Annotated in this window: 14 protein-coding genes; 6 read left to right on the forward strand and 8 right to left on the reverse strand. The window is 50.7% G+C overall.

Translation table 11 applies throughout. The features are described from left to right. Position 1: 1 nt before the first annotated feature. The 3 genes from atcB to AGRI_RS04225 all read left to right on the forward strand — a co-directional run bounded on the left by atcB (position 2) and on the right by AGRI_RS04225 (position 2605). Positions 2-766 carry a cold adaptation protein AtcB gene (gene atcB, locus AGRI_RS04215; RefSeq protein WP_008983761.1) on the forward strand — a complete coding sequence of 255 codons (765 nt, stop codon included), beginning with the start codon at positions 2-4 and terminating at the stop codon, positions 764-766. An 11-nt stretch (positions 767-777) separates the two neighbouring features. Then, the gene (atcC, locus tag AGRI_RS04220; RefSeq protein WP_008983762.1) at positions 778-1674 is read left to right on the forward strand and encodes a cold adaptation protein AtcC; all 897 of its coding nucleotides are present in this window, start codon (positions 778-780) and stop codon (positions 1672-1674) included. 79 nt (positions 1675-1753) lie between these two features. Further along, complete coding sequence (locus AGRI_RS04225) at positions 1754-2605, forward strand: PA4780 family RIO1-like protein kinase (protein ID WP_008983763.1); 852 nt, start codon at positions 1754-1756, stop codon at positions 2603-2605. Between the two features lie 12 nt (positions 2606-2617). On the opposite strand, the gene AGRI_RS04230 is transcribed toward AGRI_RS04225, so the two are convergent. Genes AGRI_RS04230 through AGRI_RS04240 form a run of 3 tightly spaced genes read right to left on the reverse strand, consistent with a single transcriptional unit; the run spans position 2618 to position 4953 of the window. Next, positions 2618-2917 carry a hypothetical protein gene (locus AGRI_RS04230; protein ID WP_008983764.1) on the reverse strand — a complete coding sequence of 100 codons (300 nt, stop codon included), beginning with the start codon at positions 2915-2917 and terminating at the stop codon, positions 2618-2620. A gap of 20 nt (positions 2918-2937) precedes the next feature. Further along, positions 2938-4107 (reverse strand): vWA domain-containing protein, encoded by a 1170-nt coding sequence (locus AGRI_RS04235; protein WP_008983765.1) that lies wholly within the window; start codon positions 4105-4107, stop codon positions 2938-2940. Continuing rightward, complete coding sequence (locus AGRI_RS04240; protein WP_008983766.1) at positions 4108-4953, reverse strand: AAA family ATPase; 846 nt, start codon at positions 4951-4953, stop codon at positions 4108-4110. It abuts the gene before it with no gap. A 112-nt stretch (positions 4954-5065) separates the two neighbouring features. Here AGRI_RS04240 and cysK point away from each other — a divergent pair, with 112 nt between their 5' ends. Beyond that, positions 5066-6037, forward strand: coding sequence for a cysteine synthase A (gene cysK, locus AGRI_RS04245; protein WP_008983767.1), 972 nt, complete (start codon positions 5066-5068; stop codon positions 6035-6037). Between the two features lie 104 nt (positions 6038-6141). Then, the gene (locus AGRI_RS04250; RefSeq protein ID WP_008983768.1) at positions 6142-6588 is read left to right on the forward strand and encodes a hypothetical protein; all 447 of its coding nucleotides are present in this window, start codon (positions 6142-6144) and stop codon (positions 6586-6588) included. 17 nt (positions 6589-6605) lie between these two features. On the opposite strand, the gene AGRI_RS04255 is transcribed toward AGRI_RS04250, so the two are convergent. Together AGRI_RS04255 and ggt are read right to left on the reverse strand one after the other, a co-directional pair. After that, positions 6606-7340, reverse strand: coding sequence for an enoyl-CoA hydratase (locus tag AGRI_RS04255; RefSeq protein WP_008983769.1), 735 nt, complete (start codon positions 7338-7340; stop codon positions 6606-6608). Between the two features lie 4 nt (positions 7341-7344). Then, positions 7345-9084 (reverse strand): gamma-glutamyltransferase, encoded by a 1740-nt coding sequence (gene ggt, locus AGRI_RS04260; RefSeq protein WP_008983770.1) that lies wholly within the window; start codon positions 9082-9084, stop codon positions 7345-7347. Positions 9085-9153: 69 nt separating this feature from the next. Between ggt and rrtA the strand changes: the two genes are divergently transcribed. Further along, positions 9154-9732, forward strand: a complete 579-nt coding sequence (gene rrtA, locus AGRI_RS04265) for a rhombosortase (protein WP_008983771.1) — start codon at positions 9154-9156, stop codon at positions 9730-9732. Here the strand turns inward: rrtA and AGRI_RS04270 are convergent. Genes AGRI_RS04270 through AGRI_RS04280 form a run of 3 tightly spaced genes read right to left on the reverse strand, consistent with a single transcriptional unit; the run spans position 9719 to position 12596 of the window. Beyond that, entirely contained in the window at positions 9719-10408 is a 690-nt protein-coding gene (locus tag AGRI_RS04270; RefSeq protein ID WP_008983772.1) for a YdcF family protein, read from the reverse strand. The two genes, rrtA and AGRI_RS04270, sit on opposite strands and share 14 nt — an antisense overlap. After that, entirely contained in the window at positions 10408-11643 is a 1236-nt protein-coding gene (locus AGRI_RS04275) for an O-antigen ligase family protein (RefSeq protein ID WP_237713021.1), read from the reverse strand. Before AGRI_RS04275 ends, AGRI_RS04270 begins: the two co-directional genes overlap by 1 nt. A gap of 59 nt (positions 11644-11702) precedes the next feature. Continuing rightward, positions 11703-12596, reverse strand: a complete 894-nt coding sequence (locus AGRI_RS04280) for a glycosyltransferase (RefSeq protein WP_008983774.1) — start codon at positions 12594-12596, stop codon at positions 11703-11705. Positions 12597-12606 lie beyond the last annotated feature (10 nt).

Below are 12606 nucleotides of genomic sequence, written 5' to 3' on the forward strand. Positions count from 1 at the left end.
AATGAGTACTGAGCTGATTAAAATCGCGGCTGACGAAATCCGGCAACTGGCGTTGGTCGAGCCAAAACAAGCGAGCGAGCGCTTTGAGATCATTGCCAACACCATGAGTGATGCGCAGCTGTCCGAAGTCATCGAACAAATTGACATCGTCACTCTGACCCAGATCAACAGTCAGCACGATCTGTCTTTTCCATCGATTATTTCTGAGCTGATGACGCCGGAGAAGATCCGTGACATCGTTTGTCAGCAACCGCTGTACTGGGAAGAAAAGATCAAAAACAATGCCGAAGAGCTGAAACAACATACCTTCGATTTTTTGACTTATCTGATCCGTACGCAGGAAACCGAAGAGAAACAGGCTGAAATACTGGAGTGTATCGCCGAAGATCCGGCTGGTTTATTCTATCTGTCGATCCCTTTTATCGAAATTTACCGTGGTGAAATTCTCGAATACGAGAACTATTGGGAAGACAAACTGTACGAAGATGAAGAACATCTGGAAGAAGCAGAAGCCTACACCGAACGGCAATTGGCAGAAGACGCCCATAACATTGGATATGACGACCCTAAAAGTCTGCTGGCACTGATCCGGCAATTAACCCCGAAAGTTGAAACCTCGATTAAAGCCCTGATCCGCGATGAAAAATCAGGCTGGGAAAGCATTATCAGCAAGTTTGCCACTGAGCTGGTGATGCAGGCAAAAGAGAAAAACAAAGTCGAAGATGAATTTGCCGAAGTGGACGATATGTTCAGCTTTCTGGATTAAGGGATAGCGCCATGCAGTTAGTGGTTCGTGAAGCGTCAGCCGGTCCATTTTTAAGTCAGGTACTGCAACAAGCACTGTCGGAGCAACAACTCAGCGCCTTGCAATTGCAACAAATAAAAAGCAAAGCGGTGCTGATGAGCCTGAAATTTGCCGATAAATTTTACAATAAATATAAGATGCATTTATTGGAGCAAGCGGCTTATGACGTGATTGGTATTACCAGTCTCGGCTTACGGGCTCTGTCAGACGGTGATCAGCAGCAAGCATTGCAGGCACTGCTGAGTCAGGAAGGTATCGTTAAACCTTTTCAGAAAGGCTGGTCCATGCTGTCGGCGGTAAGCCGTAAAACGCCAGGCAAAAACTCCTTGTATGGCGAGGTCGATGAGCAGCTGTTGCAGCAAGTCTCCTCCCCTCCGGATGCCGAAGACTGGCCGGGCTGGCATGCTTATCAGCAAGCACTGACCGAACACCACCGGCATCAGGCGATGCAACTGCTGCGGCAACAGTTTTACCAAAAACAAGTGTTTGATGAATTTGAACACTTTAGTCTGGAAGAAGTGCTGGCCGAAGTGGTGTTATACCGGGCGATCTGCAGTGGCGATAAAGTCCGCCAGGATCTGAAAAAGCGCTTGCGGCAGATCAACCTGGCCGAGCATTGGTTTAGCGAAACCTATCTGCTATTGCAGACCGAGGCGGTTTTAAGCGAGCTGCCAGCGGAAAACGCTGCAGCGATCCGTGCCGATCTGGGACAGCACTTTATTCCTGCCTTGTTGCGCACCTTGCAGTTTTGCCGTGATTATCAAAGTCTGCAGCAGACTGACGCTACTCCGGAAAAGCTGGATGCCTTCGAGCACAAACATGGCCTGCAGAGCCCGTTGCTCGGCTGGCCACATTATCTCGAACTCTGAACAACTGGTCAGACCGCACTCCGGTACCGGTCTGACCAGTGTTATTAACTACTATTAGTGACGACGCTAAGGCCACACTATGAAAACCCCACCACGCTTACAACCACTACTTGATGAGGGACTAATCGATGACGTGCTGTATGCGTTAATGAGTGGCAAAGAAGCCTCGGTGTATGTGGTGCGCTGTGGTGAGCGTATCTGTTGTGCCAAAGTTTATAAAGACGCGGCACAGCGTAGTTTTAAAAAAGCGGCGCAATATCAGGAAGGTCGCAAAGAGCGCAGCTCGCGCCGCGCCAGAGCAATGGAAAAAGGCTCAGGCTATGGCCGTCAACAAGCCGAAGCCAGTTGGCAATCGGCTGAAGTTGATGCCCTGTTTAAATTAGCCGCTGCCGGTGTAAGAGTGCCAACACCTTATGGTTGCTATGATGGCGTGCTGTTAATGGAGCTGGTGCGGGATGCAGATGGCGATGTGGCGCCACGCTTAAATGATATCAGCTTAAGCGCGGAACAAGCACGGCGCGATCACCAGACAATGATGCAGGCTATCTTGCGGATGCTGGCAGCCGGTCTGGTGCATGGCGACTTGTCAGAATTTAACGTGTTGCAGGACCCGACTGGCCCGGTAATTATCGACTTACCGCAGGCGGTGGATGCCGCAGCCAATAATAATGCGCGCTGGATGTTAACACGCGATGTCGATAATATTACCGCCTACTACGCCCGCTTCGCGCCTGAGCTTGCCGCCACCCGTTATGCTGATGAGCTGTGGGACTTATTTGAATCCGGGAATCTGGATCCGAACCAGACGTTGACCGGCGTCTTTAGCAAAACTGCCGCTGCCGTTGACCTGGATGCGGTGTTACAAGAGATCCAGGCTGCCAGTGACGAAGCCGCAGCAAGGCGTGAGCGCCAGCAACATCCATCGGACTGAGCGATAAAAAGCTTAGCTTTTATGAATACCATAGCGTTTGAGATACCACAGCGCCAACGGCGTTTCCAGAATTAGATAGGTTACCAGCGTAAACCAGAACCAATTGCTGTTGCCAAACACCAAATCAAACTGCTGGCCACTGCCCCAAAATTTACTGCCAACAATCAGTAACGCCAAAGCCGTGGTTAACACGTCAAACAGCGCCACTTTACGCAGATCAGCTCCTGCCACCCGCGGATAAAACCAAAAGTAGGCGCTGCAGACCAGCACCAGATTTAAAAGAATTACCGCAAGTTCAGCAGTCACCATCATGTCCTGTTCTGTTTGCTACCTTAGCCAAGCACCTTAATCGCCGCACTTAATCCATCCAGCGTTAACGAAAACATCCGCTGCTGCATAATCTCGCGGATAATACTGATCGAATGATAATGCCGCCACCACTCAGCCGGCTGCGGATTAAGCCAGACGGCTTTTGGGTATTGCGCCAGCAAGCGCTCAAGCCACACCCGACCCGGCTCCTGATTCCAGTGTTCAACACTGCCACCGGGATAATCAATTTCGTAAGGTCCCATGGTCGCATCGCCGACAAAAATCAGCTTGTAGTCACTGCCATAGGTATGAATAAGATCTAACACGCTGATTTGCTCAGTATGCCGGCGCTGGTTATTGCGCCAGACGCCTTCATAAACACAGTTATGAAAGTAAAAAAACTCCAGATGTTTAAACTCGCTGCGCACCGCGGCAAACAGTTGTTGGCACAACGCGATATAGTCATCCATCGAGCCACCAACATCAAACAGCATCAGCACTTTCACCGCATTATGCCGCTCTGGCACAAAGCGCAGATCCAGATACCCCGCCTGCTCTGATGTCGCCTGAATCGTACCCTTTAAATCCAGCTCGGTTGCTGCACCGCTGCGGGCAAACCGCCGTAACTGCCTGAGCGCCAGTTTGATACTGCGGTTATTCAGCTCACTACTGCTGTCTAAATCTTTAAACTCACGTTTATCCCAAACCTTGACGGCGCGGCGGGCACCACTACCTTGCTGACCTATCCGCACCCCTTCCGGGTTAAAACCATAGGCACCAAAAGGCGAGGTACCGCCGGTACCAATCCATTTATTGCCACCAGCATGGCGTTTTTGCTGCTCTGCCAGCCGCTCACGTAACTGCTTTAGCAGCGCTTCCAAACTCCCCATACCTTGCAAGGCGGCTTTATCCTCTGCCGACAGTTGCCGGATAAGATCCGGAATTAACCAGTCATCCGGGATCTGACTGGCCAAATCGACGGCGGCAACGCCCTCAAAATACTCGGCAAAAGCCCGGTCAAACTTATCGTATTGGCTTTCATCTTTTACCAGCGTAAGTCTGGCCAGCTGATAAAAGGCGTCGGTATCGGCAAACACCAGTTGCTGCTGCAGCGCATTAAGCAAGTCCAGCAGTTCCGTGATACTGGTTTTCACCCCCTGCCGACGTAGTGTAAAAAAGAAATCGACCAGCATCTAGCGCCCTTGTCGCTTAGCTAAGAACGCCAGTTTTTCAACCAGCTGCACATCCTGCTCGTTTTTGAGTAAGGCTCCGAACATCGGCATCAAGCCACCTTGTTGCTGTTTTTGCTGTAATACTTCGGCGGGGATTTGCTCTGCCAGCAACAGCTTTAACCAATCCAGTAATTCTGAGGTCGAAGGCTTTTTCTTCAGCCCCGGCAGCTCGCGCAGCTCAAAAAATACCTCCAGGGCGGTACTGAGTAGCTGTTGGCGGATTTGCGGGAAATGCACCGCGACAATCTGGCGTAACGTGTCGGCATCCGGAAAGCGGATATAGTGAAAAAAACAGCGGCGTAAAAACGCATCCGGCAGCTCTTTTTCGTTGTTCGAGGTAATCAGTACAATCGGCCGCTGCGCCGCGCTAACCTGCTGCCCGGTTTCATGCACATAAAAGCTCATCCGGTCCAGCTCGTGTAACAAGTCATTCGGAAATTCGATATCAGCTTTGTCAATTTCATCAATTAACAACACTGGCCGCCGCTCGGCACTAAATGCCTGCCACAGCTTGCCGGGTTTAATATAGTTGGCAATATCATGCACCTTGTCGCTACCCAACTGACTATCCCGTAACCGCGACACCGCATCATACTCGTACAAGCCATGTTGTGCCTTGGTAGTTGACTTGATATGCCATTGAATCAAATCGGTACCGAGGCTCTGCGCCAGCTCTTCTGCCAACCGGGTTTTACCGGTACCGGGCTCGCCTTTTAACAGTAGCGGTTTTTCCAGTGTGATAGCGGCATTCACCGCCAGCGCCAGCTCAGCGGAAACGATATAGTTTTCAGTACTGTGAAATGACATAACTTCCTCGGGTTAAAGTGCAATCTGCTATAACTTATAGCCAAATGCTTCTTCAGTTTTTTATTAAGATGCGTATGCTTATAACCAATATCTTCTGATTCTGGAGTTTTTTATGGCTAATGTATACGCTGATAACACATTGTCGATCGGGCGCACCCCGCTGGTCAAATTAAACCGGGTGGTTAAAGGCGCTAATGTTTACGCCAAAATTGAAGCCCGTAACCCGAGTTTCAGCGTTAAGTGCCGCCTCGGTGCAGCGCTGATTTGGGACGCCGAAAAGCGCGGGATCTTAACGCCGGAGAAAGAGTTGGTGGAGCCAACGTCCGGCAACACCGGTATTGCACTGGCCTTCGTTGCTGCCAGCCGCGGTTATAAACTCACCCTGACTATGCCTGCGACCATGAGCCTGGAGCGCCGCAAGCTGTTAAAAGCACTGGGGGCTAATCTGGTGCTGACCGAAGGCCCGAAAGGCATGAAAGGCGCTATTGAGAAAGCCAAAGAAATTCAGGCTTCTAACCCAGATAAATACCTGATCCTCGGCCAGTTTGATAACCCGGCGAACCCACAGATCCACTTTGAAACCACCGGCCCGGAAATCTGGAATGATTTGGATGGTCAGGTTGATGTGTTTGTGGCTGGTGTGGGCACGGGTGGCACTATCACTGGGGTTAGCCGTTTCTTTAAACAGGAAAAACAGCATCCGTTGCTTAGTGTTGCTGTTGAACCGGTGGAGTCACCGGTGATTACCCAGGCCAAAGCGGGCCAAGAATTGAAACCTGGCCCGCACAAAATTCAGGGCATCGGTGCCGGCTTTATTCCGTCAGTACTGGAGCTGGATTTGATTGATCGGGTTGAGCAAGTCAGTAGCGATGATGCTATTGCTATGGCGCACCGCTTGATGAAAGAAGAAGGGATTTTAGCCGGTATTTCCTCAGGTGCTGCGGTGGTTGCTGCCGCCCGTCTGGCGGAATTACCCGAATATGCCGGTAAAAATATCGTGGTGATCCTGGCCAGCGCTGCCGAACGTTATTTAACGAGTCCGCTGTTTGCTAATGTTTTTAGCGAGCAAGAGCTATCGGCTTAACGCTGATTTCAGGTTAGGGGCCGCTTTTTGCGGCCCTTTTTCTTTACAGAACTGACAAAAGCACGCATTATTCCAGACAGCATCATCAATAAGACGGTAGTGTTATGCGTAATTATCTGGTTTTTATCGGCGTGCTGGCTTTATTGCTGGTTGGCTGCGAACGTAACCCGCAAGTTAATGCTCAGCTCGGGACGCCAGAGTACATCGCCGGTGAGTTTTTTCATGCGATATACAATGAAAAAGATCTGACTAAAGCAAAAGGCATGGCCACGGCGGATTATGCCAGTTTACTCAGCAGCTATGGCTCAGCGCGTCAGGCCGGCCGCACTTTGTTTAATATGAATTTTGATAACGTACAGATCAACGTCAATCGTAGTGGCCGTAATTTGCGCGAGCAATATCAAGATGACGCCACTATTCAGCTGATTTTGGACGGCGAGTTTGATGGTAAACGGATCCAGGAAGTGCGTACCGTGGTGCTGGTGCGCCAACGCGGCAAATGGCTGGTAAATGAGGTGCAGGCCGATAAATTTAGCACCTCAATCCGTTAGTCTATCGTCAACACGCCCTACTTACGACTAAAAAACGCCTGCAGTCGTTGCTGACAGGCGTCGCTGTGCAGTAGCTTACCAAAATCATTCAACTCTGCAGCTATTACCTGCTCAATCTGCGGTTGCTGCGCTTTCAGCAAAGCCTTACTGCGCAGCACCGCCTCCACTGGCAAAGCCGCCAGCGTTTTCGCTTTACTGGCAGCATACGCCAGTAAGTCCGATGCCGGCACCACTTCATTTACCAAACCAAAGGCGGCAGCTTGTTCACTACTAAAGGCTTCACCGAGCAATAAATATTGCGCGGCACGCTGATAACCGGCAATTTGTGGCAGCAACAAACTGGACGCCGCTTCCGGACAAAGACCAAGCTGAGTAAAAGGCAGCTGCAGCCGACAACCCGGCGCGGCATAAACCAAATCACAATGTAGCAGCACCGTGGTACCAATGCCGATGGCCAAGCCCGCTACCGCGGCTAACAGTGGTTTTGGAAAAGCCGCAACAGTGTACAAAAACTCCACCACCGGATGTTCGCGGTTAAGCTCGCCGGCACTAAGAAAATCCTGCAAATCATTACCACTGCTAAAGCACTGTTCATTGCCCTGTAACAACACTACCCGTACCGTAGGATCCGCCACCGCCTGCTGTAAAGCTGCCGATAGTTGGCGATACATGGCAAGGTTAAGCGCATTTTTCTTGTCTAAACGTTGCATACTCAGGGTCAAAACCCCTTCGGCTAACTGCTGCTGAATCATTCTGCTAGAACCCCGCTACCTTACCTTCGCGCCGCGGATCGGCGGCACCTGCTAACTGATCTGCCATCACTTCAATCGCATGCAAACCACTGTTTAAATCCTGTAACCGTACGTCATAGCCCAACTGCTGCAGTGCCGGCGCTAACTCAACCAGATCAGTGCCGGCCTCAAGCGCCAGATAGTCATTACGATGGGTAAAACGTGGCAGACTTATCGCCTGTTGCACATCCAGTTGCCAATCTAAAACCGCCACCAAACTTTGCGCCACATAGTTAATAATGCGGCTACCACCGGGTGAACCTATCACCAGTTTTAACTGATTATCAGCATCAAACACCATCACCGGCGCCATTGAACTGCGCGGACGCTTGCCCCCTTCAACCCGGTTCGCCACCAACAAAGCATCCACTACAGGCTCCAAGCTAAAATCGGTCAGTTGGTTATTTAACAAATAGCCATTTACCATCAAACCGGAGCCAAAGACGTTTTCAATACTGGTGGTCATACTCACGGCATTACCGGCAGCATCGACAATGGATAAATGGCTGGTATTAGGAAACTCTGGTACCGTGCCTGTGGCCAGCGCAATCGCGCCTTGCGGCTGACCAGCCACAAACTGCTGATCTCTGGCACCGATTAAGGTGGCTCGCTGCTTAAGATAGTCCGGCGCCAGTAAGCCCGCTATCGGTACCGTAACAAAATCCGGATCTGCCAGATAACGATCGCGATCGGCAAAGGCTAGGCGTGATGCCTGACTGATTAAATGTACGGCATCAAGGCTATTGGGCTTCAGCGCTTTTAAATCATACTGCTCCAATAAACCCATAATTTGCAACACGGCGATACCGCCGGAGCTTGGAGCCGTCATCGAGCAAATCTGATAAACCCGATAAGCAATACAGACGGCGTCCTTCTGCTGCGCCTGATAATTTGCCAAATCATCCAGACTTAACTGGCCGGGATTAATCGTCGCGTTATTGACTGCCTGCACCAGGGCGGCAGCATTCTCGCCCTGATAGAAAGCGCTGACACCTTCCGTCGCAATTTTACGCAACAAGGTTGCATATTGCGGATTTTTCAACACTGTACCTGCAGCCAGTGCCTGGCCATTTGGATAGTAAAAATCTTTCGCTGGTGACAGTTGCTTTAAGCCCTGATTCCAGCCGAGCGCGAGTTGCTTCGCCATCCGCTCATTAACAACAAAACCCCGCTCTGCAACGGTGATCGTTTCCGCAAATAACTGCGCCCACGGCAGTTTACCAAACTGTTGGTGCGCGTCAGCCAGGGCTTTTAATACGCCGGGGACCCCCACAGATTTACCACCAACATAGGCCTCGCGCCAACCCATCATCTTACCGTTGTCGCTGAACAGCCAGGGGCCGGCGGCGGCTGGCGCGGTTTCACGACCATCGAAACTGGTTAACTGACCAGTATCCGCCTGAAAATGTAAAATAAAAGCCCCACCACCAATACCAGAGCTTTGGGGTTCAACCAAGCCAAGCATCAGCTGTGTCGCAATAGCGGCATCTATAGCGCTGCCACCGGCAGCCAGAATCTTTTTACCCGCATCGGCTGCCAGCGGATGTGCGGCAGCCACCATCGCCCGCGGATAATGAGTAAGCTGCTGTTTGACCAGTCCGGTCGCGGCTTCCGGTTCACGGGTTTCCTGGGGCGAAGCCGCGATTGTCTGTAGCGGCAATAAGACACAAAACAGTAAGCTAAAAGAGAGCGAGGTTTTTTTCATAATAAGCACTTTACTAATGAATGGCGCCCTGACACCCTAACCAGTTATGACAGCAAATTCAACCGCCCAATGTTATCAACTACGCTAAAGTCTTATCTACCCTATCTGCTGCTGTTGACCTTAAGTACAGCACTGTATGTTTTACCGACAACATGGCAACAACTGCTGGAATATCAAGCCGACGCTATCCAGCACGGTGAGCTCTGGCGGCTGTTAAGCGGCCATCTGCTGCACAGTAATCTGTTGCATTTACTCATGAACTTGCTGGGTTTAGTCGTATTGATGTTATTGCATGGCAAACTGCCTGGCCGGCTGGCTGTGGGTTGGCAGGTTTTGCTGCTGTCGCTCAGTACTGGCCTGGCGCTGCTCTGGCTGGCTCCAGACATAGAAATTTATGTCGGCTTGTCCGGAATTTTACACGGCTTACTTTGCTACGGCGCTACAGCAGATCTGCGCCAGGGCTACCGTTCAGGTGCGCTAATCTTAATTGGCGTTGCCATCAAAGTCGGCGCTGAACAATGGCAAGGTCCGGATCCCGAACTCAGTGCCCAAATTGCGGCCGAGGTGGCGATTGATGCTCATCTTTACGGTGCTGTCAGTGGCGTACTGCTGGCCCTGCTAAGTTGGCGCTATATCAGGCGCCAGTGAGCTTGCGTCCGCCCAGCTTATAGACCGCGTAACTGCTGAATTCGGCAATCAATTTGCTGTAAAAGTCCAGATTAGACAGATTCACCGTGAAAAAACAATTCAGACTGCAATTCACCGGCCGCAGTGTTTGGGTACTAGCAGCACCAATACTGGCATCCAACTGATATTCGTTGATCAAACGGCTGACCCGCCAGCTATGAAAATCACTGGTAATAAAGCGGATTTGCCGTTGTTGCGCCAATCTGGGCACTAAATTGGCAAACTCCTGATAGGTGTTATCGCCAGCATCAAAGCAATCAGCGACGACCTGCGGCAGTTGCTGCTGCAAATAATCCAGATAAGGCTGACAATAGCGGGTAGTCAGGATCACCGCGGGGAGCTGGCCAGGTGTAAACTCTTGCTTTAATTGCTGAATCCGGGCAGCAGCACAGGCGGGTAAGTGCTTGGCAGAGCCACCACAGCCCAGCACCACATACAGGCTTGCCGCTTGCTTAGGCGCCGCTATACCTTGCTGATACCAGAGCCGTGCCTGATTAGCGAGATAGGTATTGCCAACAAGGTAATAACAGACAAAAATCAACCACAACCCTTTTTTGCGATAGCAAATACAAGCCAGCAATAATGCATACAGCAGAAGATTATGCGGATAAAGAAAAGGCTCAAGTAAATCTTTCATCAGGCATGCTCCAGCGGCACCGCTTGCTCAGACTGACGCTGTGGCCAATCGACAAAGATAGCTGCATTAACCAAGGCCCAGGGTAACCACAACATCCCCGAAGTCAGCACATGACCGGCCAACATTGCTACCGTAAATAAAATCACATTTAGCAACAGCAATGGCTTAACCAGCGGGCTTTGCGTTAAGCGGCTAAACAAGGCTTTAAACAGTCTGATAAAACTTAAGGCCACAAGCATAGCGCCAGCCAAACCATAGAACAGCAACAAATCAAAAAAATCTAATTCAATAAAGTACTTTTTCAGCCACAATTTAACGCCCCCCTGACCGACACCAAAGAGTTGCAGCCAATGTGGATATTGTTCTGCTACCAGGGTAAAATTGCGCTGCAGATAAAAATCCCGCGACGATAACAGGATCCCAAAAAAACCGCGCTGTTCATATGCAAACATCAGCTTATTGTACAAACCAATCGCCTGCAGCAGCTGACGCCAATTAAGTAGTATTAGTACTATTAGTATCAGTAAGATAGCCAGCGTAAATAGCAGGTAAATTTTTGCGGCTTGCCACTGCTCGCGGCGCATGAGTAATACTGGTATCCCAATAAATAACAGTAGCACGCCAAATAACCCGGTTTTAGTCAGCAATAACGCCGCGATAAAGATTGACGCTACCCCAAGCAAAGGATAAGTCCAGCGGCACAGCTGCCAACTACGGCAAAATAACCAGCCGCTTAATACCAACAGCAACGCCGATAACTCATTAGTCGAGATAAAAAAACCTTTTACACCAAGAAACTTCTGGCTGACCTCATCCATCGGTTGGTAGGCGGTGCCACCATAGCCGGTCAGGCCAAGTGCGGCATTGACCAGCAACAGCGCAAAAGCTGCTAACATCAGAAAATCGACCCATCGCAGAAAGTCCGCGCCACGCTGCTGCGCCTGCACACTAAAGTAGGCAAAGGCCAACAGCATAGCGCCGGCTTTAGCAATCAGTTGCAAATCGGCAACTAAATAAGGATGCCCGGTCAGCCATTTGATATATAGCGGGCCAGGCAGCATGAGCAGCATAAGTAACAGTGGCAGTTGCAACTCACGCCGGCATAGCTGCCAGCCACGCCAGATAATTAAGGCTAATAATACAGCCTTTAGCACTGCCGACAGCGGTACCGAGTGTGGCGACAGGTAACGTAATAGTCCATTAAGCCAGTCAATGGCCACAAAGATTGTGGCCAACAGCAGAACAGTCCGGTCAAGCAGACAGGCAGTTGGCCGGGGGAAACGGGTAGACCACGTCATTTTTTTAGCAGGCCCCGCAGCCCCTTGTTCATTAAGCGTAATCGCAGCGCACTAAACCAGGACAGTTTATGTTTTAAATAATAACGCCACTTCAGGTTTAATAAACCATACCGGCAAAGACTCAATAACTCAGAAAATGCCAGCGGTTTCTTTTGCATCGTTAAGCGGTAAAACATCTGATTCTGCAGATTACGCTCGCTCATCAGTGGCCGGTGTTTGGCAACAAATTGCTGATGTGCATCCAGTCGTTTTGGCGAATCGGTGATCCGGCCGAGCTCATGCCCGACATTCACCTTATAGCTGGCATTGGCAATCCGCTTCGCCGGGCCATAGGCCGCGACCACCCGCACCCACATATCATAATCCTGAAACGCCGCCAGACCGGTATCAAAACCACCCAGCGCTAACATCCGCTCTCGGCGCACCAGCGCCTGATTTGACAGCGTGTGTAAATCCAGTAATTCACTCAAACTTACCGTAGCTTCATCGGCAAACAAGGTTTTGCTAAAGGTACCGTAATCCCAGATATAGGCGCTACAGACCATGCTGAACTGATCATCATAGGCCGCATAAAGGCTGCTGAGGCGCTGCGGTAAGAACTCATCATCATCATCCAGGCCGGTGACAAAGTCGCCACGGGCCTCATTAATGGCTCTGTTACGGGCGGCGCAGGCGCCCTGCCCCTGTTCCTGCCGCAGGATCCGTACCCGCGGTTCGTTAGCATAACGCTCGCTCAGCTGCTCATAGGTCTGATCTTTTGACGCATCATCCACCACGATCAGCTCAAAGTTCGGATAATCCTGCGCCAGTACCGAGTCGATAGCCCGGCACGCCATCTCAGCCCGGTTATAGGTAGGCATATAGACACTGATTAACGGTAATGCACTCACCCTTTGCTCC

Origin of the sequence: Alishewanella agri BL06 (assembly GCF_000272005.1) — a bacterium.
Taxonomy (GTDB): domain Bacteria; phylum Pseudomonadota; class Gammaproteobacteria; order Enterobacterales; family Alteromonadaceae; genus Alishewanella; species Alishewanella agri.

Excerpts from the sequence above, each read along its gene's own strand:
- AGRI_RS04230 (WP_008983764.1), bottom strand. The coding sequence starts at position 2,917 with ATGATGGTGACTGCTGAACTTGCGGTAATTCTTTTAAATCTGGTGCTG.
- atcB (WP_008983761.1), top strand. The coding sequence starts at position 2 with ATGAGTACTGAGCTGATTAAAATCGCGGCTGACGAAATCCGGCAACTG.
- ggt (WP_008983770.1), bottom strand. The coding sequence starts at position 9,084 with ATGAAAAAAACCTCGCTCTCTTTTAGCTTACTGTTTTGTGTCTTATTG.
- cysK (WP_008983767.1), top strand. The coding sequence starts at position 5,066 with ATGGCTAATGTATACGCTGATAACACATTGTCGATCGGGCGCACCCCG.
- AGRI_RS04225 (WP_008983763.1), top strand. The coding sequence starts at position 1,754 with ATGAAAACCCCACCACGCTTACAACCACTACTTGATGAGGGACTAATC.
- rrtA (WP_008983771.1), top strand. The coding sequence starts at position 9,154 with ATGTTATCAACTACGCTAAAGTCTTATCTACCCTATCTGCTGCTGTTG.
- atcC (WP_008983762.1), top strand. The coding sequence starts at position 778 with ATGCAGTTAGTGGTTCGTGAAGCGTCAGCCGGTCCATTTTTAAGTCAG.
- AGRI_RS04255 (WP_008983769.1), bottom strand. The coding sequence starts at position 7,340 with ATGATTCAGCAGCAGTTAGCCGAAGGGGTTTTGACCCTGAGTATGCAA.
- AGRI_RS04235 (WP_008983765.1), bottom strand. The coding sequence starts at position 4,107 with ATGCTGGTCGATTTCTTTTTTACACTACGTCGGCAGGGGGTGAAAACC.
- AGRI_RS04250 (WP_008983768.1), top strand. The coding sequence starts at position 6,142 with ATGCGTAATTATCTGGTTTTTATCGGCGTGCTGGCTTTATTGCTGGTT.
- AGRI_RS04240 (WP_008983766.1), bottom strand. The coding sequence starts at position 4,953 with ATGTCATTTCACAGTACTGAAAACTATATCGTTTCCGCTGAGCTGGCG.
- AGRI_RS04270 (WP_008983772.1), bottom strand. The coding sequence starts at position 10,408 with ATGAAAGATTTACTTGAGCCTTTTCTTTATCCGCATAATCTTCTGCTG.